Raw genomic sequence first — 20,554 nt, forward strand, 5'->3', positions numbered from 1 at the left:
CTTGTCGCCACGACAAAAGCGACAAGATGGGGCACGGAGATTGTGCGGCCAATCGAGGGGGGGTGGGGCTCAGGCAGGGGGGAGCTTGCAGCAGTCCCCGGCAGCGGCGGGCTCGTTGGCGCCGCCGTCGAGGACCACTTTCCAGGCGCCGTCTTTCTGCCTGCGCCAGACCGTCATGTAGCGGCCGGTGGTGGTGAGGGGGTTGCCGTTAGCGTCTTTGCTGTGGCCTTCGAAGTGGCCCCAGGTGTAGCCCATATCGCCGGAGGGTCCCATGAGGCCGTCGGTGGGGGTCCAGGTGAGCTGGTAATCTTTCGGCGCCCAGTTGGCGGAGCGCTCAATGGCGACTTTGCCGACGAGGGGGGCGGCGCCGTTGCCGAGGGCGACGCCGTCGTCGGCGAACCAGGAGGCAAAGCCTTCGCCGCCGCGGGCAAGGACGTCTTTGGCGAATTTGTCTTCGAGGTCGAAGAGCAGGGCCTTACCGGAGTTCATGGTGGGGTCGGCCAGCGGATTGGGCGTGGTGGAGGGAGCCTGGGGCTCGAACATCTGCGCGCGCGCCAGCCGGGGACCGAAAGTTGCCGCCGCCAGCACGATGACGGCAACGATTCTCATCGTATTCCTGTACACGTTGTGCCCCTCACTTGGAATCTCTCACCTATCGTAAACAAGTTATGGACGGAAGGTACGCCGGGGCGGGAAGCTACACTTTGTGCCAATTGCTATGCGGTGGATAAATCGTACTTTGTGGGTTTCGCTGGTGATCTGCGTCGGGCTGGCGAAGGGGGCGGGAGCGCAGGGAGCTGCGGACCGGTTGCGCGAGGGGTTTCTGCATCCCCCGGATGAGGCACGGCCGATGATGCGGTGGTGGTGGTTTGGGCCGGCGGTGACCAAACCAGAGCTGCGCAAAGAGCTGGAGACGATGCGGGGCGCAGGAATTGGCGGGGTGGAGATTCAGCCCGTCTACCCGATGGCGGTGGATGATGCGGCCAAGGACATTCGCAACTTGAAGTACTTGTCGCCGGAGTTTCTGGATGCGGTGGGGTTTGCGAACCGGACCGCGCGGGAACTGGGAATGCGGGTGGACATCACTCTGGGGAGCGGTTGGCCTTACGGAGGGCCGATGACCACGCTGGATCTGGCGGCGGGATGTTTGCGGGTCACGTCAGAGCCGGTGAGCGGCAACCGAGTGGTGGCTCCGCCCTTAGGACCGGGAGAGGAGATGGTTGCGGCCTTTGTGGTGAAGGGGGCAGGGTGGAAGTTCGATCCGGCGACGGCTCGACCGATCGATGCGGCCACGGGAAAGGTTCCGACGGGAGTGGGGCCAAGAACGGCGCTGTTTTTTGCCGCCAGCCATACGGGCCAGCAGGTGAAGAGAGCGGCGTTTGGGGCGGAAGGGAATGTGCTCGATCACCTCAGCCGCCCGGCTATTGAGGAGCATTTGCAAGATGTGGCCGAGCCGCTGCTGGCGGCTTTTGGAGACCAGCCGCCGTACTCGCTGTTCTCGGATTCGCTGGAGGTGTATGGGGCCGACTGGACGGCGAATCTGCCGGAGGAGTTCAGGAAGCGGCGCGGATACGATCTGCTTCCGCATCTGCCGGAGCTGGTAGCGGGCGGAACCGAGGACGCGGCGAGCGTGCGGCATGACTGGGGCAGGACGCTGGATGAGTTGATCCGCGAGAACTACCTGGCGCCGCTGGCGGAGTTTGCGGCGAAGCATCACACGCGGTTCCGCTCGCAGACGTATGGGGAGCCCGCGGTGACGCTGGCCGACCAGGATGTGCCGCAGTTGATCGAGGGCGAGGGAATGCAGTGGCGGAAATTTTCTTACACGCGGTGGGCGACTTCGGCGGCGCATCTTTATGGGAGGAACGTGGTGTCTGCCGAGACGTGGACGTGGCTGCACTCGCCGGCGTTCCGGGCGACTCCGCTGGATGTGAAGGCAGAGGCGGACCGGATGTTTCTGCTGGGGGTAAACCAGTTTGTGGGGCATGGATGGCCGTATTCGCCGCCTTCGGAAGGGGAGCCGGGGTATTCGTTCTATGCGGCGGCGGTTTTCAATCAGCACAATCCATGGTTTCCGGTGATGCCGGACGTGATGCGCTACCTGACGCGGGTGAGCTGGTTGCTGCAGCAGGGGAAGCCCGCGAACGACGTGGCGATTCTGCTGCCGGAGGACGATGCGCAGGCTGCGTTCACGCCGGGGCACGTATCGGTCACGGACGAGATGGAGAAGCGGATTTCTCCGCAGTTGCTGGCGGCGGTGCTGGACGCCGGGTACAACGTGGATTTTATCGATGCGGCCACGATCGAGAAGCTAGGAACGGTGCCGTATCCGGTGTTGATTCTGCCGCCGATGGAGCGGATTCCTCTGGCGACGGCGCGGCTGCTGCAGGGGCAATGTCGCGAGGTCCAGATCATCGCAGTGGGCGAAACACCGTGGCTGGCCCCAGGGCTCAAGGAGCAGAAAGACTCGCCGCAGGTGGAAGAAGCGATCGGCCATATCTTCTCGGGCGGAGGGTGCCGCGGAAGGCAGGTTGCGTCAGTCGACGCGCTGCCCGCCGCTCTTCACCAGGCATTGGCCGCCGATCTGGATGCGACCGGGAAGACGGACGGGCTGGGATTCATCCACAGGAAGTTGCCGGATCACGATGTCTACTTTGTGGCGAACACGAGCAATCAGCCGGTGGAGGCGATGGTGCGCTTCCGGTCGGACAAGCGGCGGGTGCAGAGCTGGAGTGCCGACGATGGTGCGGCGGGTGAGGATGTCGTGCTCGATGAGTCCCAACGGATGGCGCTGCACCTTGAGCCCTATGAGTCGCGAGTCTTTGTGCTCAGCCCGAGTTCGCGGCCGGCGACGCCTGAAGGGTTGCTGCGCGTGGGAGCCCCGCCTGTCGCGGTGGAGGACCTGAGCCGCGGATGGGATATTGAGTTTGCGGGGCCGCACGTGAATCGCGGCAATCTCGATTCGCTGGTTCCCTGGGAAAGGATGCCCGATCACCGGTTCTTTTCCGGTGAGGCGGTGTACTCACGGAGCTTTCAGTATTCGGGGACCGGTGGGCGCGGATTGTTTCTCGACTTTGGAAACGGTGACGCGATACCCGATGACCGGCCAGAGGGGGCGGATGGAACGCATGCGCTGCTGAACCCTCCAATCAGGGAGGCGGCGATCGTGTATGTGAATGGGAAGCGGGTGGGGGCGTTGTGGCATCCGCCCTACCGGCTGGATATTTCGGGGCTGGTGCATCCGGGAGACAACCGGCTGGAGGTCCATGTTTTCAATACGGCAATCAATGAACTGGCGGGACAGCCGAAGCGCGATCTGACGCAGTTGCGGGCAAAGTTTGGAACGCGCTTTGAGCCGCAGGATCAGGACAGGGTCAAGCCGGTCAAGTCAGGGATGCTGGGGCCGGTGCGGTTGATGCGGATTCCGTGATTTTCCGGGCGGTTGTGCTTGCTTTGGGGGCGGCTTTCGAGGGCAAACACAGATAGAATCGGGTATCAGGTCCTTTTCTGGACTCGTTTGCCTGCAGCCTGGCGGGAGACTCCAGTCAGGGGTTTCGAGCGGGGTACGAGAGTTTCTCGTTGGTTTTGCGTTTAAACGATCAAGATGAGTGCCAAGAAGCGGAAGCAAGTATGCCTGGCGTGATGCCAGGGCGCTCCAATTCTGATCCTCAGGACACGATAGATGCTTCAAAGCGAATTGAAGGGAAGGCTATGCCCAAGTTTCTGGTAGTGTTGGCGGCGGCGGTATGGATGGGAGCGCCCGCGGTGCACGCCGACGATCTGAATTCCGTGCTGCGCAAGCTCGATGCGGCGGCAGCCAATTTCCGCACAACAACCGCTGAGTTCAAGGCCGAGAGTGTGATGACCGATCCGATCCCGGAGACGGAAGTACAGACTGGAGCGGTGTACTACGAGCGCAAAGGCAAGAGCTTTTCGATGGCCGCGCATATCGAGCAGGTGGACGGAAAGCCGGTGCCGAAGACGTACATGTTTTCGAGCGGCGAGATGAAGCTGTGGGAAGGTGGCGCGCTGAACCAAGTAACGACGCTGACGAGGGCGAACCAGTACGAGAGCTGGTTCAAGCTGGGATTTGGCGCGAGCGGCAAGGAGCTCGAGGACAAATGGGACATGAAGTACGATGGCGACGAGACCGTGGCGGGGGTGAAGACGGCCAAGCTTGAATTGGTGGCCAAGGATCCCGGCGTGCGCAAGAATCTGCCCAAGGTGATTGTGTGGATGGACACGACGCGGGGGATCAGCCTGAAGCAGTATTTCGATGAGGGGCAGGGTCAATCGAGGACGTGCACCTACACAAATATCAAGGTGAACCAGGGTCTGCCGGGCGATGCGTTTACGTTCCCTACGAACGGGAAGACGCAGTATGTGAAGAGATAGGGTTCAGGGTTCGAAATTCAATGATGGGTGACGGCTGCGAATTGATCCGCAGCCGTTTCCTTTTCGGGGACGATTCGGCAGATGGTTACGCCGGCGAGCACAAAGATCATGGGGAAGAACTCGATGGTGTAACGGGCCTCAGGGGCTTCAATGGTGCCAAGCAGGGCGCAACGGAGGATGAAATAGAGCAGCATCCAGCGCCAGAGGCGGGGGCGGTAAAAGAGGCCCACGACTGCGAGCATGAAGTAGAAGGCGTTGAGGACGACGTAGAACCAACTGAAGCGGGTCTCGGCCCAATGGTGGCTATAGACCCACCAGTCGAGGTCGATGGGGAGGTTCTCGATGCGAGGGCGGAAGAGCATGTCAGCAACGCGGCTAAGGGGAAGCCAGATGTAATAGCGGAAGGGATTGATATCGATGCGGTCGGCAGCGAGCTGAGCGAAGCGTGCGTCGAGGGCCAGGGAGAGCTCGTCGCCATTGGCGGCGTAGTCGGAGAAGAGTTGGGCGGTTTCTTCGCGCTGCCCCGGGTTATCGAATGCACGACCTGGCATCTGGTTGATGTCCAGAGGCGAGCCGGGCATGTTCCAGTAGATCTGCGATGTTGAAGTAAAGTCGAGGCACCAGGTCTTCATCCAGCTCTGGAAGCCGGGCCAGGTGGGCTCGCCGGGGTCGGTGGCATAGCGGGGAGCGACGGGCTGAAAGACGTGGAAGTTCAGCCCATTGCGGACGGTCCACGCGGCGAAGGGCGCAAGCGCGAGGAGAAGGCAGACGATTGCCTTGCGGATGATGCTGTAATCCAGCGGTGCGCCGTGGAAGGAGTGCCATTCGCGCGGGGGCAGGCGGGCGCGCAGGGCGCGCACGAAGGGAACCACGAAGGCAACGCCGACTAGCGCGCCATCGGGCCGGAGGAGCGCCGCGAAGGTGACGGCGAAGGTGAACGCGAGTGCCGACAGCCAGGTGCCCCAGTCCTGAAAGCGTGTGAGTGCCCACATGGTGAGCGCGATGCACAAGATGGTTAGTGATTCGGTGAGCGGTTCGGCGGAGTAGATGGCTGTGAACGGGCAGAGGCACGCGAGCCAAAGCGTTGCTTGGAAGGCAGCCATGCGGCGGGACGAGCGCCAGGCGAGCCAAGCCACCAGCATGCATGCGACGAGGTCGGCAGCGATCTGTACGCAGGTTGCCGAGAAGTAGTTCTCCATGCCGAAGATGCGGAAGCAGGCGGCAAGGAAAAGCGGGTATCCGGGCAGGCGAATGAGAGTGTCGTGAAGGACGCCGCTGCCGTCGGTCACGGCGTAGCGCGCGTGGAGCAGGAGATTTTTTGCCAGGCCGCCATAGATCTTTGAGTCGTCGCTGACCTCGTAGAATTTATGAAGCATCCAAAGGCGGAGACTTCCGCCGCCCAGCAGGGCGCAGATCGCCGAAACGAGCGGCAGTGCGAGGCGTCGAGTGCGACGCGCTGTTAATTGACTGGGGGCGGCGGGTTCCATATACGATTCGTACTGTATAGCGTAGACCCTTCACGAGGTTTTCGCGCACGTGAGAAGACCGGCTGACCATGCCCGAGAAACAGATTTTTTACGATCCGCAACGCAAGCGATGGAAGCGTCTTCGCCGCGTACTTGACGCCATTGCTGTAGTGACCACATTGGTTGTGGCAGGATTCGTGTTCAACAGCCTGCGCGGACAGCCTCTGCCGGAGTTGCTGCTTCCCACGGCCAAGCACAACTATAAAGCGCTGGATTATCGGTCGTATCGCGGACCGCGCGATCGCACGCCGCTGTTGAAGAACGCGCGGCCAGCGCAGCAGGCGCGGCGCAAGACCGATCGCAAGCCATCAGACGTTCCGCTGAACACGGGCGAGGGACTGCGCGCGGCTTTTTATGTGCCGGATGACGCAACCAGCTACTCGTCGTTCAAGGAACACGTGCACCAGATCGATCTGCTGTTTCCCAAGTGGCTGCACGTGAACAGCGAGGATCCGGCACTGCTGGCGATGAGCGGCGAGAACACGCTGCAGGAATACAAGATCATTGACGGCAGCGTGGTGCACGATCCGGACGACGTGAACAAAATCAAGCACGTCATCCAGGAGACGAAGGTCGACACGGAGGTTTTTCCGCTCCTCAACAATTTCAATCCGCACACGCAGAAGTGGGACCCGGCGACGGGAGACATGCTGGCTGATGATGCGAAGCGCGCCGCGCTTGAGTCTCAGATCCTGCAGTTCTTCACCGCGCTGCCCGTGTATCGCGGGCTGTCACTGGATTTCGAAAACCTGAATGACGACCGGATGCCCGCCTATCTCCAGTTCATCCAAGAGATTTACGCGCAGTTCCGGGCGCGCAACCTGAGACTGTACGTGAACACCGGGGTGGGCACGAGCGACAAGACCCTGCAGCAACTGGCGGCAAATTCAGACGGCATTATCCTGATGAATTACGACCAGCACGAGGTGGAGAGCCAGCCAGGCGCCATTGCCGCGCAGAACTGGTTCGTCGCCAACCTGGAGCGCACGCTGAAGGTGGTTCCGCGTGACAAGATCATCTGTGCAATCGGCAACTACGGGTACGACTGGACGATGTCGATGCCTGATGCCCCCGTGGATAAGCGCGGCCGTGTGAGTGGCAAGGCGCCGAAGCCGGAGGTGGTGGATACCGAGGACCTGTCCGTCAGCGATGTATGGCAGCGGGCATCCGATGCGGACGCCGACCTGAACATCGATTACGACACACTGAATCCGCATTTCGAATACATCGACGAAGACAGCCACGAGCGACATGTGGTGTGGTTTCTGGACGCGGTGACGGTGCTGAATGAAATGCGCGCGGCGCGGCAGTTAGGCATCCAGACGTTCGCATTGTGGCGGCTGGGATCGGAAGACTCCTCGCTGTGGAACGTGTGGGACAAGGCGAGTAACCCAGGGTCGCTACAAGCGCTGGGGACAGTTCAGCCGGGGCATGACGTGGACACCGAAGGCGATGGCGACATCATCCGCGTGACCGGCCTGCCGAAGGTAGGCAAGCGCACGGTAGAGGTGGATACGGATGAGCCCGATCCGCACAAGAAGCTCATCATTGACGAGCACATGGATGTGTACCCGAATACGTACACGATCCGGCAATATGGCTATCACCAGAACCGCGTGGCGCTGAGTTTTGACGACGGACCCGATGCGAAGTGGACGCCGCGCATTCTGGACATTCTGAAGGGCAAAGGCGCGAAAGCCACGTTCATGATGATCGGCGAGGAGGCGCAGCAGCACATCGCGATCATGCAGCGGGTGGCGCGTGAAGGCCACGAGATCGGCAATCATACCTATTCGCATCCGGACATCAGCGAAATTTCGCCGCGGCAGCTTGATTTCGAGATCAGCCTGACGAACCGGCTGTTTGCGTCGAAGCTCGGAGTGCAGCCGCTTTATTTCCGGCCACCCTATGACATTGACGAAGAACCTGACACAGACGACCAGGCCGCGCCGGTGGTGCGCATCCAGCAGGGCGGTCTGACGGTGGTTGGAAACAAGATCGACACCGACGACTGGGACGAGCGTATCCGCAAGACGCCGCAGCAGATTGCCGAGTCGGTGCTGGATCAACTCCACCGGATGAAGACCAAGCCGCAGTTCCGCGGGTCGATCATCCTGTTGCACGATGGAGGCGGGGACCGGTCGGTTACGATCGCGGCTCTGCCGGTGCTGATCGACACGCTGCGCGCGCACGGCTACGACATTGTGCCGGTGTCCGCGCTGATGGGCAAGACCACGGCGGAGGTCATGCCGCAGTTGACCTTCTGGCAGCAGGTGCGTGCGTGGCCGGATGCGGTGGCGTTCTCCGTGCTGGCCATCGTTTTCAACTTCATCGTGTTCGTGTTCTTTATCGGCGACATTCTGATGAGCGCGCGGCTGGTTCTGGTGGGCATTCTGGCGATCATCGATCGGCTGCGGCGGCCACATGGCCAAGCGTCTCCGGGGTTCAATCCTCGAGTGGCGGTGCTGGTGCCCTCGTATAACGAAGAAAAGGTGATCGTGCGGACGATCCGGTCCGTACTGAATTCGGATTACGAAAATATTCGCGTCATTGTGATTGATGACGGGTCGAAAGACGGCACTGCGGACGTGGCGCGCGAGGCGTATGAGGCGGAGATCAAGGCCGGGCATGTGACGGTGCTGGAAAAGGCAAACGGCGGGAAGGCAGCTGCGCTGAATTACGCGCTGGACCATGTGGATGAAGAGATCTACGTGGGCATTGATGCCGATACCTTAATTGCGACAGACGCGATCTCGAAGCTGATCCCGCACTTCGAGGATGGGGAGATTGGCGCGGTGGCGGGCAACGCCAAGGTGGGCAACCGCGTGAATCTTTGGACGCGGTGGCAGGCCCTGGAGTACATCACCAGCCAGAACTTTGAGAGGCGCGCGCTTAACCTGTTCAATGTTGTGACCGTGGTGCCGGGGGCGATCGGCGCGTGGCGCACGGCCGCTGTCAAGCAAGCGGGCCGCTATCCGGTCGATACGGTGGCGGAGGATGCCGACCTCACCATGAGCCTTCTGCAGCACGGGCTCAAGGTGGTGTATGAGGACCGCGCGCTGGCGTTTACTGAGGCTCCAATCAATGCGAATGGGCTGATGCGGCAGCGCTTCCGCTGGTCTTTTGGGACGCTGCAGGCGGTATGGAAGCATCGCACGGCGTTTCTGCGCAACAAGGCGATGGGCTTCTTTGCGCTGCCGAATATTTTGATCTTTCAGATGCTGCTGCCGCTGGTGTCGCCGTTTATCGATCTGATGTTTGTGTATGGCATCATCCACTACTTTGTGGACCGCCACTATCATCCGGAGTCGGTGTCTGCGGCGAACTTTCAGAAGCTACTGGTGTACTTCCTGGCTTTTGTGGTGATCGACTTCTTCACGTCGGCGCTGGCGTTCAGCCTGGAGCGGCGGCACCCGGCGAACAAGGGCGATGGATGGCTGCTGTTCCATATCTGGCTGCAGCGATTCAGCTACCGGCAATTGTTCAGCGTGGTGTTGTTCAAAACCTTGAAGCGGGCGATCGATGGGAAGCCGTTCAACTGGGACAAGCTGGAGCGGACGGCAAAGATGAGCAAACAGACTGAGGCGCTAACGGAGATGCAGTGAACCAGTGAGTGTGACAAATGCCTGATGAAGAGAGGGTCAAGGTTTTATTGCGCGGCAAAGAACCGGACGAGGTGGAAGTAATATGGGCGACCCCTCTCGGCAGCGACCTCTATCGCCTCGAAAATAGCCCCTTTTACGCCTATGGTGTTTCCTGGCAGGACGTCATTGAAGCTCAACCTACCGATGGGACCCTCGAATTCAGGCGCGTCGTAGAGAAATCGGGCCATCGTACAGTCCGAGTGATCCTCGACTTGACTTCGAAGAGTGAGCCAGGCAAGCACGTCCTGGATCAGATTGTGGATATGGGCTGCACCTGGGAAGGGATGAACACTAAATTGATCTGCATTGACCTGCCTGCCTCCGGCAGCCTGGACAAGACGGCAAAAGTCCTCACAGCACAGCAGGATGTGATCTGGGAATACGCGGACCCGACTTACGAAGAAGTGACGGGAGAGCCTCCAGACTTGGACGATGGCGAAGCGGAAGACTCCAGAGCGGATTGACCATGGCGCGTGACCGAGAAGGACCCGAAAGTTGCGACGGTTCTGCTGGTGGCGGACGTCTGCTGTTCTCCGGACGGACCACCGTCGATGCTCTCTACTGGCTCGACGAGATGCCGCAGGAAGACGCGAAGGTGTTTGCGCGGGCGTTTCGGGTGGCGCCGGGTGGACCGGCGTGCAACGCGGCAATTGCGCACGCCCTGCTGGGCGGCAAATCCACACTGATGAGCACCGTGGGCGCAGGACTGTGGGCTGACCTGGTGCGCGCAGAGTTGAATCGGTCGGCCATCCAACTGGTGGACCTGGCGCCGAGCGGCTACGAAACTCCGCTGACAACTGTACTGGTGAATGCGAGCACTGCGACGCGGACGATTGTGAATCCGCCGGTGGGGCAGGCTGTACCGGCAATGGTGACTGCGTGGGATTCGGGTTGGGGGGATGCGCCTGCGATCGCTCTGACAGATGGGTTCTATTTGAAAGAGACTCTGCCGCTGCTGCGCAGGCTGCGTGAGGGCGGGACGGTGTTGTGTCTTGATGGCGGAAGCTGGAAGCCCGGAACCCACGATCTGGCTTCCCTGTTGACGCTGGCGATTTGCAGCGAGCGGTTCAAAGTACCGGGCGAGGCGGCGGATCCCGAAGCTACGCTGGCTTGGTTTGCCGCACAGGGGGTGCCACATGCGGCCATCACGCGAGGCGCCCGGCCGATTTTAGGGCTGGACCACGGACGGAAATTCGAGATTGCGATTGAGCCGGTAAAGGCTGTGGATACGCTGGGCGCGGGCGATGTGCTGCACGGGGCCTTCTGCTTCTACTTCGGCGAAAGCGACGACTTTGAGGAATCATTGCGGCGCGCGGCTCAGGTCGCTACGCAATCATGCGAGGGGCTGGGGACAGTGCATTGGGCCGGAGAAGGTGACGCCGGCCCTGCTGATCACTAGCGGCGATGGCCGCCGCCGCCCGATGAGTGGCCGCCGCCGGAGTGTCCGCCACCACCGCCGAAGGAATGTCCGCCCCCACCGAAGGAGTGGCCTCCGCCGCCACCGCTGAACGAATGCGATCCGCCGCCGAAGGAATGACCGCCGCCACCAAAGATGGAGTGGCTGCCGCCCCCTCCGAACGAATGCGATCCGCCGCCGAAGCTGGGTGCGCTATGGCCGCCACCACCGAAGAAGGAGTGGCTGCCTGATTGAGGGGCACGGCTGAAGGCCTGCCCGCCGCCCCACCCGCCTGACCCGCCACCGAAGGCACGCGGGCTATAGGTCTGTTGCGGGGAGCGGTAAGGGGTGATTTGGGCCGGGCGCCCCATATAGCCCTGGCCGGGGCGGGGATAGCCTCCGCGAAAGGAGTTGCCCGGACGCGGCCCCTGGGCAACCTGTGGTGGACGGCCTCCGTAAGGCTGAGGACGAACGGAGGGCATCGAACCACCGCCAAAACGCTGAGGGGCGCCTGTTGCCGGTGGACGGCCTCCGAAATTCTGGCCACCATAAGGCCGGAAAGGTTGCGATCCGCCGAATGCTCGTTGGCCGGGAGCCTGGGGACGCGAGAAGCCTCCGCCCCCGTAACGCTGCTCCTGCCCGCGGCCGCCGTAGAACGAGTGGGCGCCGCTGCGGGCTTCGGGGCCGCCGCCGTGGATGTTCATGGGCTGGTGGTTGTAGTTGCCATAGTGGGCGTAGCCGCGGCCGCCATAGCCGCCACGGCCGTAGCCGCCATCCCAGCGTCGGCCGCCGTGGGCGTACCCCCAATCATGCATTTCGTGGCTGTGAGTCCAATAGCCGTGGTGGTCGAAGAGGATAGCGCCTCCGAGCCAGTCGCAGCCCCAGGCGGCTATGCCGAAGGGCACGCGCAGGAAAGCACCGACCGCAAAGCCCAGGCCCCACTCGATGCCACTGCCGGTGTAGAGGCCCCAGTTGCCGAATTCAAAGGAGGGGTAGGGCGAGATGGGGGCTCCGTAGGCGTACCAGGGATTGTAGCTGGGAAGGTAAACGTATTGAGGGTTGGCGGGCTGGATCTGGATGTAGTTGGGCTCCTGGACGACCTGCGCCTGGGGCGTGGACTGCAGATTGCCGGCCTGTTCGGCACGCTGGCGGAGAACCTGAATGGTCTGAAGAACGTCCTGGGGCTGGTTGTAGTAGGCGTTGCCGAGGGCGGCGGTCCACTGCAGGTTGCCGTCGAGCATCGCGAGGACCTGCGGAAACGCGGTGAGCGCCTTGATGCTGGGGTCCCAGGCAGTCTGCGCACTGGCTCCCTGCGCAATCTGTTCGGGCGCAGCACCGTTCATGGAACGGACCCACTGGTCGGCGGCGGTAATCTGCGCGGGATAGGTGGAGGCGGTGAGGATCTGCGCGATGAGCTGGTCAGGGTAGAGGGCAACCGGGGCTACGAGTTGCTCAAGCTGCTCGGCGCTGAGGGGCTGTTGGGCCATTTGGCCGGCGTCACCGGCGGCGGGGCCGTAGTCGTCCTGGGGTTCCTCCTGAGGGTCGCCGTAGCCCTGAGTATCGCCGTAGTCCTGTGGCTGGGAGTAGTTCTGCTGGGGCTGGGGTGCGTAGGCCTGCTGATCGGGCTGGCCGTAATAACGGGGGAGGGGCTGGACCTGCCGAGTGGGCCGATCGTCGTAGGCGGGCGGATCCTGCTGCCGCGGTTCCACCTGTTCCGGCGCTTCCTCCTGGGCGATCTGCTGCTGGGGTGCTGGCTGCGCGACCGGCTGGGAGTCGTCGTAGACCGCAAGCGGTTTGGCAGGGGCGTGCAGATGGCGCGGTTTACTTGTGCCGTGATCGTAGGCCTGCGGGTTGTTTTTGTACCACAGTGGCGTTTGACTGGGCTGGATCGGAGCAGGGGTAGCAGCGGCGGCAGTGCCGGATTGACCGGGGTGCGGCTTGGAGCTGTGGGAGGTGAAGTTGGGGTCGAGGTAGCCCTGCGGGGTGTTGGACTGAGCGTCGCTGAACTGGGCCGGGCCGGAGAGCTGGGGGTCGAGCGGCTGGATTTGACTGGGCTCAGATGTGCTGGGCTCAGAGACTGGTGTCTGGGCGTTGAGGGAAGGGCTGGCGACAATCGGCAGGCCGGCGGTCAAGGCAAACGACAGGAATAATTTATGGTTCATTGCGCCTCACAGATTGGCCACGCAGCCTGCCGTTCAGGCCGTTGCCGTTGGACTCAGCGGATCTCCCATCTTTCCGGCCAGCGTGCCGATGCCTTACGGAGGCGGAACTGGGATTGAGGTCATAGACCCCGAGCAAAGGGATAAGTTGCGGGGGGCCTGGAAAAAGCGGCAGGGGCGGCAATCATCAGGGGTGATTCGAGCAGCGTCAGAAGCTGTAAGCAGGCAGGGTTCGCCACGTTCCGAGATTCCTGCTTCGCCCGGTGTGTCGTTCCCGCAAGTAGCAGGCGGGACAGAACTCCCAGCCGGATGTCGGTGAGCGGCCCCGCGCAGGGTTGCGGCTGGTCCTCACTTGGAGGGAGAGACGGTCCCGACCAGGTTCAGGTCGACGTGCACCTCTTTGGCCACCTTGAGCACAAAGATGCTGGGGTCTTTCAGGCCCCACTTCACATAAGGCACGATGAAGCTTCCCTTCGCGGTGAGGTTCTGCCCATCGGCAAGCACCCGCATGGGAACGGTGATGTCGTGGGGGGAGCCGTGCAGGGTGAAGACGCCAGAAACCTGGATGTTAGAGTCGCCCGTCGGAACCAAGTTGCCAGTGAAACTCCGCGGCTGGAATGCGACGTCGGAGAAGCGGTCGGCTTCGAGAACTTTGTCGTGCATGCTTTTGTCGCGACTTTTGTCGCCGCTGTCGCCGCTGAGGGCGGAGACAACGATGGTGCCGGTCATTTTGGAAGAGCTGCGATCGAAGTCGATGGTGCCGCTGGTGACGTGAAAGGTGCCGTGCACCTCGTGACCGGTGCCGGTGAGAGCGAAACCGATGCTGCTGGAGCCGGGATTTACGGTGAAGGTCTGCTGTTGCGCGAAGCCGAAGGCAGCCAGCGAGAGCGGGAGCGTCAAAAGGGCAGTTCTAGCAATGATCCTCATTCGTGGTCTCCTGTGGTTATTGCCTGCGGTTGAGAAACGTTCTGCGGTGCGGAAGATTTGAGCCAGAGGGCGACGGAGGCGAGGTGGCCGTCGCTGAGGTATTCATGGCCGGGCATGTCTGTGCCGGGCATGCCGAATTTGGCGATCTGCGCCAGTCTGGACTGCGGCTGGCCTGCCGCGGAAGTGCGCAGCTCTGGGAGCGTTGGCGGAAGCTTGCGCCAGTCGTTCAACCAGTGGAGGCGGGTTGGGCCGTCTTCATCGTGACAGGTGGCGCAGTGCTGCTGGTACACGCGCTCTCCGTCCGCGGCGCTGGCCGAAGCCGATGACGAAGGCACCCAGGCGGCTTCCCTCTGTAACTGCCACTGCTCGCCGGGCCCGTGCAGGCTGGAGAGGTAGGCGACCAGGTCATCGCCGCGGCCGTCGCGAAAGAGGAATGCAAAGGCGGGCATGGGGGAGCGGAAGCTGACCTCCGCTGGGTTGACGAGATGCGCCTTGAGCCAGAGCGGGGAGCGGCGCAGGCCCACCTGAGTGAGATCGGGTCCTTGGCGGCGATTGCCGATGAGGGGCGGTTTTTCGGCATGAATCTCCGCTGTCGACTCCACGGGTCCCCACATCAGCACGTCGGGGCTATAGGGCCGCACGTACTGGGAGTGGCAACTGATGCAGCCCTCGGAGATGTAGATCTGGCGGCCGCGCTGAGCGGCAGTAATCGCCGTGGCGGCTTGGTCGCCGGGGAGAATGCGATAGACGAGGAGCGCCCCCGCAGCGGCCGCAACTACGAGTGCGATTTCACGCGGACGCCGTCGGACTAGCGCGAGGCAGACAGGCGCGAGCACCACCACGCCCGCAGCGGCGACGAAGGACGGAGGAACGTGGCCGAGGTTCTGCCCCATGCCAATGCCCAGCGCCGAACCGATCCAGCCGGCGATGGCGTAGATCCATCCGGCCTGTCTACCACGGTCATTGGTTGAGTCTGCAGAGGTGAGAAAGGATGTATACGCCACCAGCGCGACGGAGTAGAGCGAGACACCGATGGGGTAAAAGAGAGATGCGCTTAGTATGAGGGCCGGATGGAGGAGGAGCAGGCAGGCGAAGCCGAGCGCGGCGAAGGCGAGGGCCAATGTAGCCAGGGTGCGACCGCGTCGCAGCAGCATGGCTGCCGAGATCGCGGCAAGGAGGTGCAGGCCGCCGTTGGTCCAGAGATGCGCGCTACCGAGCCAAGTGCCGGCCTTGAGAACCGCGGTGTGCTGGATGATGTAGAACGCTGCCGAATCGAGCCAGATGAGGGCCGTGAAGGACGTGAGGGCGATGGCGAAGGGAATGGAAGAACGGGCGTCGGGGTGAGGGGCGGAGCCGTTGTACGGCGCGAGCGGCAGCGCGACGGCGATGGCGCACAAGCCTGCAGCCAATAGCGCCTGGACCACGGGAGCCGCCGTGAACACGGCGGGGATGTTGCAGATGAAGTACGCGAGGCCGGTGCCGAGACCTACTGACAGAATGCCGTTGCGCGCGCCGGTCCAGAGGCGCAGGTGCGTGACGAGGGTGACGGTGGTGATTCCCAGGCCGGCGCCTATGAAAAACGCAATGATGACGGCCGAGATCAGCACGAGCGGAGCCAACGTGAGAAGTGCGGCGGCTGCTGACAGGGCCAATCCGAAGCGAAGACGCAGCGCGGGGTTTAGCGCAGCCTGCATGCGGGGGGTGAGCAGGCTCAGCAGGATTCCACCGCAAGCCATAGCGGCCATGATCAGCTTGAGCACGTCGCCGCCGAGGCCACACTCTGCGAGGCGCGCGAGAAACGCGAACTGCGCGAAGATGAGGAAGTACACGTAAACGACGGTGATCAGCGCAACCGCGCGCCAGCCGGACTTTACTCCGTCTTCACGCATGTTTAAGCCATCTACGGCTCAGGCCGATTGCCTGCACCAGCACACAGGCGCCATCGAACAGGGCCACGCTGATCCATGCGTTCTCGAGCGTTCCAGCGGTGATGGCCTGCGCAATATAAATCGCAACGGCGGCACGCGAAAACGCGGTGAGCAGCCATACTGTCTCGATGCGCTCAGGGCAGGCACGCACGTGCAGCAGATAGGCGCCATAGAGGCACGCCAGACCCGTCGTTAAGACGAACGCGCCGATGTAGCCGATGTACGGCATGGCATCCGCGGGCGCGTGCACGCCCATCATGCGGAGTGTGAACGCAGGGGCTACGTAAAGCAGGATGCCAGTGAGCGAGTCAGACAGCCCGGTTGCCCATTGGTAAATCAGCAGAAGCGAACGGTTCATGCGGCCTCCACTCTGGGCACGTTGTTTGTTGCGGGAGATACTGCGGAGTTAAGTGACAGCGAAGCGATGAACCACTCAGCGGAGCCCGCCAGCATGGAGATCCCGGTGAGCAGGCGAAGGATGTAGAGAACGTTGCGTGGGGTTCCGGGCGCGATGGTGAATGCCGGGTCTGCTCCTTCAATCCAACCCGCGTACATGATGACCACGACGTAGGCGAGCACGCCGAGATTCCAGGCGTAGAACGACCAGGTTCGATTGAGAATCCACGCATCGTGCTCGCCGAGAATCTGGACGAGAACGAAGATCACGTAGGCGCTGAGGAATCCCGCGACGGCAAGCAAGGAGTGTCCGACTAGAGCATCCGTGAATTTAACTCGATCGAGCACGCCGGCGAGAAACATGATCCATCCGGTGACTACCAGCCCGACCCACCACGCGAGGAAGGCGCGGCGCCAGCGGCGCGTGGCGACATTCCATTCAAAGCAATGGTAGTAGGCAGGGACCAGAGCGATCCACACCAGCACGCTCGCCAGGCTGAGATATTGCGAGGGCGCGTGATGGCCCACATCGCCACGGCCGAGGGAAACGGTGAGCGCGGACTCGAGCAGAAACACGCTCCACGCGACCACGGCAATGGATCGCAGACCGGACAAGCGGCGCGCGATGCCGAAAGGAACAGCGAGCAGAATCAGGACGACGCCGAGGGTGGATTCAAGCTGGCTGGCGCCGGTGGGGCCGCCCGTTTCGGGGTTCACCGCGGCATATAGGTTGGGGCTGGACACCATGTAGAGCACGAAGGGCACGGGCAGGAGGACAAGCAGGCCGGCGAGGCGCGCGATCAACGCGGCACGGCTTCCCCGCTGCGCGTTACGGTTCTTTAAGAATGCGAGTACGAGGAGGATCCAGAGGACGAAAAGAGCCAATGGGAAGAAAACGCGCGCGTAACCGGACCAGTCGAGGAAGAGCTTGCCGCTGGAGTGACCCTGCAGCCATGAGTACGAGCCGACGAGCAGCGAGGCGGACCAGAGCCAGACGACAGGGCGACACCACGTAGAAAGGCTGCCGCGGTGCGCGCCGTAGGCCTTGAACAACAGCGCCAGCATGGGCACGCTGCACCAGCCGAAAAGTGCCGTATTCACGTGGACCATCATCCAGCGGCCGTAGGTCCACTCGCCGAGCCATGGGTTCAATTGCGGCAGCAGCAGGAGAATGGCGATCATGACGCCCAGGGCATTGCCGGCGACGAGCCATCCCAGCGCATGCTGCACGGACGCGATGACGCCGGCGGAGCGAACGGGTTCAGCTGTTTGCGCGAATTCGCCCATCGTGCATCTCCAGCTTTCGATCGCAGGCGGCGGCGAGACCAAGGTCGTGCGTGGCCATCAACAGGGTGACGCCTTCAGTATGCGCCAGGTCGAGCAGCAGCTTGAAGACTACAGCGCTGGTCTTCTCATCCAAGGAGCCGGTGGGCTCGTCGGCGAGCAGAATGCCGGGGCGGTTCATGAGCGCGCGGCAGATGGCGGTGCGCTGGCGTTCTCCACCGGAGAGCTTCTGTATCCGGTGCTTGAGGCGGGATTGCAGGCCCGTGCGCTCGGCGAGATCCCGCAAACGGCTGCTTGCTGCGGCGCGGCCGGTGCCCGCTGCAACAGCAGGCAGCAGGCAGTTCTCTTCCATGGTGAGATCGGGAATCAGGTTATGCAATTGGAAGATGAAGCCAACTTCGTGGCGCATGAAGTGCACCATATTGCGGCGGCGATCGAGCGGGCTGCCGTTCACCGAGACCGATCCTCTGTTGGGTTGATCGAGGCCGCCGATGAGGTGAAGCAGCGTGCTCTTGCCGCATCCCGAAGGCCCGCACAGGGCGACGGCTTCGCCTTTGCGGGCTTCCAGGTTGACGCCATTAAGCACGGCGATGGCGCCTTCATCGTAGCTCTTCCAGATGTCGGTAGCGCGGATGATTGCCGTGTCTGCGGGGGATGAGGTGAGCGTGTTCATTCGAAGCGCAGCGCCTCCACCGCTTTGATCCGCATGGCGTATGCAGTTGGATAGAGCGCGCCGGCGAGACCGGTGAGCAGCGCGAGCGCGACGACCACGAGCATCAGCACAGGATGAATGGTGACGTCGACATAGCCGTGCAGAGCGGGTACGGCTTTGAGGCCGTACAGCGCGGTGGCGCCCAGCGCCAGCCCCGCAAGCGCACCGGCTACAGAGACGACGGCGGACTCTCCGAAGATGGTGGCGGCAATTTGCCGGTTGGCAAATCCATTCACGCGCAGGATAGCGATTTCGCGGATGCGTGTGAAGACCGACATGATCATGGTGTTGGCGACGCCGAGGCCACCGAGCGCCAAGCCACATCCGCCCACGGCCCAGGCTGTCGCTTTGAGTATCTTGAATTGCGAATAGGAGCGCGAGAACTCGGCATCTTCAAGCGCAATCAGGCTGGGGTAATGCTGATGGACCTGCGCCTTGAATGACGCGGCATCGTCTTTGTTGCGCAGTTTGATGGTGATGACGGAGGAGCCTTCCTTGTGGAAGAACTTCTGCGCAGCCGTGAGCGGCATGAATACGCCACCGTCTTCAAAGCCGTTGCGCGTGCGGACGACGCCAATGACGTGAAACACGCCGTGGCCGATGGGTACGTCTTTGCCGGTGGCGGCGCCCAGAAAATCGGCGGCGCGTTCGCCGAGCACAACGGGATTGCCGCCGCTGTCGAACTGCGAGGCGCCTCCCGACACCCAGGAAGCGTTGCGAATGCGCGAGTCCTGCAAGGTGACTCCGAAGCAGGTGATGATGGGGTGATCGGCGCTGGAGACAACGCCAAACAGCACGGGGTCAGCGTGGCTTACGATCGGCCACTGCGCGATGTCCTTCTGAGCGTTGGGCGGCACATCACTGAAGAACAGATCGGAGACGTTGCGCTCGAAGACGATCATCTCCGAGCCGCTGGAAAGGATGCTGGAGAACATGCCTACGGCGCCCTCAAGGACGGTGACGACGGTCAGCATGGCAGCAACACTGAAGGCTATGCCGGCGATGCTGATGAGCGTGCGGACGCGGTGCCGCATGAGATTCACCACAATCAGGCGGAGAAATATCATCTTTGCCTGTCGATGGGAATCGCGCCCGCTCCCTCAGAGACGCGTGTCAACTCATCCTCCAGTGTGCCCCGGAACGTGCTGAGGAAACTCAAGGAGGGCCGAATCCTGACAAGCATCTCCAGGCTCTGGTCGCCGGCGCCTATGAGCCGCTGCAGGCGATTTACGGCCGCGGCCACGCCGATTGCGAGCACCATGTTTGGCCGGTCCAGCGACTGGTCGCGAGCCGGGGTTTTGCCTGAAGTCGAAGATGTTTCGAGCACGTCCTTGAGATCATCAACAATCTGGTAGCTCAGGCCCCAGAACGTGCTGATGCGGTGCAGAAGGTGCAACTCGCGCGGTGTCGCACCGCCGGCCATGGCCGGCAGCACCAGAGTGAGCGAAATCAGGGAAACGGTCTTGCCATGCGCGACGCGCTCCGCGGAGTGCAAAGTATGCGGCAACCTGGAGTAGTTCAGGTCGAGACTCTGCCCGTTGAGCAGGCCGTGTGTGCCGAGGTGCCGCTCGAGATAATTGAGTGCGGGCGCGCGAAACTCCGCAGCGCACGAGGCGATGGCGCGCCACACGAGCGCATAGGCACGATTGATGAGGGCGAGCGCGGCGAGAATCGCACTGGATTCGCCGAAAGCAATGTGCACGCAAGGGGCGCAGCGGCGCATGCTGGCGTCGTCCATGCAGGGCAAATCGTCGAACACAAGCGATGCGGTGTGGAAGTACTCGAGCGCGATGGCCAGGTCAGTGGCGGCCTCGTCGTGAATTCCGTAGGCACCGGCGAGACTGTATACGATGCGTGGCCGCACCATGCTCCCTGTATATGTCAAGAGATGGCGCACGGCTCGGCGAAGCGTGGGCTCAAGGTCCGGCGAGATCGGCAGACGGTCAGTAAACGCAGCCGACAAACGCTCCAGGGTGGAGTCCGGCTTGCACGCTGGTATAACTTCCGTATGAATAGATTCTCTCCAGTGTCGTATATCGATAACCCTGCGGGGCAAAGGCATCTTTCTTCTCCGCAAGCGGGATGCTGGTCGTAGTGATTGAGACGTTGTTTACCTATGTTTGTAAGCTGCCGAGCCCTCAGCAAGCGATTACAATTTCGTCATTCTTCAAGGGTGTCAACCGATGT

Annotated in this window: 15 protein-coding genes; 5 read left to right on the top strand and 10 right to left on the bottom strand. The window is 62.2% G+C overall.

All coding sequences use genetic code 11. From position 1 onward, the window contains the following. Positions 1-69: 69 nt before the first annotated feature. Positions 70-609 carry a YybH family protein gene (locus tag VGL22_RS07395; RefSeq protein WP_465266265.1) on the bottom strand — a complete coding sequence of 180 codons (540 nt, stop codon included), beginning with the start codon at positions 607-609 and terminating at the stop codon, positions 70-72. A 109-nt stretch (positions 610-718) separates the two neighbouring features. Here VGL22_RS07395 and VGL22_RS07400 point away from each other — a divergent pair, with 109 nt between their 5' ends. Continuing rightward, the gene (locus VGL22_RS07400) at positions 719-3,430 is read left to right on the top strand and encodes a glycosyl hydrolase (RefSeq protein WP_465266266.1); all 2,712 of its coding nucleotides are present in this window, start codon (positions 719-721) and stop codon (positions 3,428-3,430) included. A 281-nt stretch (positions 3,431-3,711) separates the two neighbouring features. Further along, the gene (locus tag VGL22_RS07405; protein ID WP_465266267.1) at positions 3,712-4,395 is read left to right on the top strand and encodes a LolA family protein; all 684 of its coding nucleotides are present in this window, start codon (positions 3,712-3,714) and stop codon (positions 4,393-4,395) included. A 17-nt stretch (positions 4,396-4,412) separates the two neighbouring features. Here the strand turns inward: VGL22_RS07405 and VGL22_RS07410 are convergent, their stop codons facing one another. Beyond that, positions 4,413-5,771 (bottom strand): glycosyltransferase family 39 protein, encoded by a 1,359-nt coding sequence (locus VGL22_RS07410; protein WP_465266268.1) that lies wholly within the window; start codon positions 5,769-5,771, stop codon positions 4,413-4,415. Positions 5,772-5,950: 179 nt separating this feature from the next. Here VGL22_RS07410 and VGL22_RS07415 point away from each other — a divergent pair, with 179 nt between their 5' ends. From VGL22_RS07415 to VGL22_RS07425, 3 genes are read left to right on the top strand one after another with little or no spacing between them, the layout of a single operon-like run. After that, on the top strand, positions 5,951-9,526 hold the full coding sequence (locus VGL22_RS07415) for a glycosyltransferase (RefSeq protein ID WP_465266269.1): 3,576 nt from the start codon (positions 5,951-5,953) through the stop codon (positions 9,524-9,526). 17 nt (positions 9,527-9,543) lie between these two features. Then, positions 9,544-10,029, top strand: a complete 486-nt coding sequence (locus VGL22_RS07420; RefSeq protein ID WP_465266270.1) for a DUF4265 domain-containing protein — start codon at positions 9,544-9,546, stop codon at positions 10,027-10,029. A gap of 2 nt (positions 10,030-10,031) precedes the next feature. Then, complete coding sequence (locus VGL22_RS07425) at positions 10,032-10,964, top strand: PfkB family carbohydrate kinase (protein WP_465266271.1); 933 nt, start codon at positions 10,032-10,034, stop codon at positions 10,962-10,964. On the opposite strand, the gene VGL22_RS07430 is transcribed toward VGL22_RS07425, so the two are convergent. The 8 genes from VGL22_RS07430 to VGL22_RS07465 form a co-directional block, all read right to left on the bottom strand. Further along, the gene (locus VGL22_RS07430; protein ID WP_465266272.1) at positions 10,961-13,123 is read right to left on the bottom strand and encodes a DUF3300 domain-containing protein; all 2,163 of its coding nucleotides are present in this window, start codon (positions 13,121-13,123) and stop codon (positions 10,961-10,963) included. The genes VGL22_RS07425 and VGL22_RS07430 overlap by 4 nt on opposite strands. A 345-nt stretch (positions 13,124-13,468) precedes the next feature. Next, complete coding sequence (locus tag VGL22_RS07435) at positions 13,469-14,047, bottom strand: YceI family protein (RefSeq protein ID WP_465266273.1); 579 nt, start codon at positions 14,045-14,047, stop codon at positions 13,469-13,471. After that, positions 14,044-15,936: a cbb3-type cytochrome c oxidase subunit II gene (locus tag VGL22_RS07440; RefSeq protein WP_465266274.1), complete on the bottom strand. Its 1,893-nt coding sequence runs from the start codon at positions 15,934-15,936 to the stop codon at positions 14,044-14,046. The genes VGL22_RS07435 and VGL22_RS07440 overlap by 4 nt, the downstream gene beginning before the upstream one ends. Next, a complete protein-coding gene (locus VGL22_RS07445; RefSeq protein ID WP_465266275.1) occupies positions 15,929-16,333 on the bottom strand; it encodes a hypothetical protein in 405 nt (134 codons plus the stop codon). Before VGL22_RS07445 ends, VGL22_RS07440 begins: the two co-directional genes overlap by 8 nt. Then, positions 16,330-17,658: a hypothetical protein gene (locus tag VGL22_RS07450; protein ID WP_465266276.1), complete on the bottom strand. Its 1,329-nt coding sequence runs from the start codon at positions 17,656-17,658 to the stop codon at positions 16,330-16,332. The genes VGL22_RS07445 and VGL22_RS07450 overlap by 4 nt, the downstream gene beginning before the upstream one ends. Continuing rightward, positions 17,633-18,328 (bottom strand): ABC transporter ATP-binding protein, encoded by a 696-nt coding sequence (locus tag VGL22_RS07455; protein ID WP_465266277.1) that lies wholly within the window; start codon positions 18,326-18,328, stop codon positions 17,633-17,635. Before VGL22_RS07455 ends, VGL22_RS07450 begins: the two co-directional genes overlap by 26 nt. Next, a complete protein-coding gene (locus VGL22_RS07460; RefSeq protein ID WP_465266278.1) occupies positions 18,325-19,434 on the bottom strand; it encodes an ABC transporter permease in 1,110 nt (369 codons plus the stop codon). Before VGL22_RS07460 ends, VGL22_RS07455 begins: the two co-directional genes overlap by 4 nt. Beyond that, positions 19,431-20,429, bottom strand: coding sequence for a polyprenyl synthetase family protein (locus tag VGL22_RS07465; protein WP_465266279.1), 999 nt, complete (start codon positions 20,427-20,429; stop codon positions 19,431-19,433). The genes VGL22_RS07460 and VGL22_RS07465 overlap by 4 nt, the downstream gene beginning before the upstream one ends. Positions 20,430-20,554 lie beyond the last annotated feature (125 nt).

Origin of the sequence: Occallatibacter sp. (assembly GCF_036502485.1) — a bacterium.
Lineage (GTDB): Bacteria > Acidobacteriota > Terriglobia > Terriglobales > Acidobacteriaceae > Telmatobacter.

Bases quoted from the DNA above. Each gene is read 5' to 3' on its own strand.
- VGL22_RS07445 (WP_465266275.1), bottom strand. From the start codon at position 16,333: ATGAACCGTTCGCTTCTGCTGATTTACCAATGGGCAACCGGGCTGTCT.
- VGL22_RS07460 (WP_465266278.1), bottom strand. From the start codon at position 19,434: ATGATATTTCTCCGCCTGATTGTGGTGAATCTCATGCGGCACCGCGTC.
- VGL22_RS07415 (WP_465266269.1), top strand. From the start codon at position 5,951: ATGCCCGAGAAACAGATTTTTTACGATCCGCAACGCAAGCGATGGAAG.
- VGL22_RS07395 (WP_465266265.1), bottom strand. From the start codon at position 609: ATGAGAATCGTTGCCGTCATCGTGCTGGCGGCGGCAACTTTCGGTCCC.
- VGL22_RS07400 (WP_465266266.1), top strand. From the start codon at position 719: ATGCGGTGGATAAATCGTACTTTGTGGGTTTCGCTGGTGATCTGCGTC.
- VGL22_RS07455 (WP_465266277.1), bottom strand. From the start codon at position 18,328: ATGAACACGCTCACCTCATCCCCCGCAGACACGGCAATCATCCGCGCT.
- VGL22_RS07425 (WP_465266271.1), top strand. From the start codon at position 10,032: ATGGCGCGTGACCGAGAAGGACCCGAAAGTTGCGACGGTTCTGCTGGT.
- VGL22_RS07435 (WP_465266273.1), bottom strand. From the start codon at position 14,047: ATGAGGATCATTGCTAGAACTGCCCTTTTGACGCTCCCGCTCTCGCTG.
- VGL22_RS07420 (WP_465266270.1), top strand. From the start codon at position 9,544: ATGCCTGATGAAGAGAGGGTCAAGGTTTTATTGCGCGGCAAAGAACCG.
- VGL22_RS07450 (WP_465266276.1), bottom strand. From the start codon at position 17,658: ATGGGCGAATTCGCGCAAACAGCTGAACCCGTTCGCTCCGCCGGCGTC.
- VGL22_RS07405 (WP_465266267.1), top strand. From the start codon at position 3,712: ATGCCCAAGTTTCTGGTAGTGTTGGCGGCGGCGGTATGGATGGGAGCG.
- VGL22_RS07440 (WP_465266274.1), bottom strand. From the start codon at position 15,936: ATGCGTGAAGACGGAGTAAAGTCCGGCTGGCGCGCGGTTGCGCTGATC.
- VGL22_RS07430 (WP_465266272.1), bottom strand. From the start codon at position 13,123: ATGAACCATAAATTATTCCTGTCGTTTGCCTTGACCGCCGGCCTGCCG.
- VGL22_RS07410 (WP_465266268.1), bottom strand. From the start codon at position 5,771: ATGCTTCATAAATTCTACGAGGTCAGCGACGACTCAAAGATCTATGGC.
- VGL22_RS07465 (WP_465266279.1), bottom strand. From the start codon at position 20,429: ATGCCTTTGCCCCGCAGGGTTATCGATATACGACACTGGAGAGAATCT.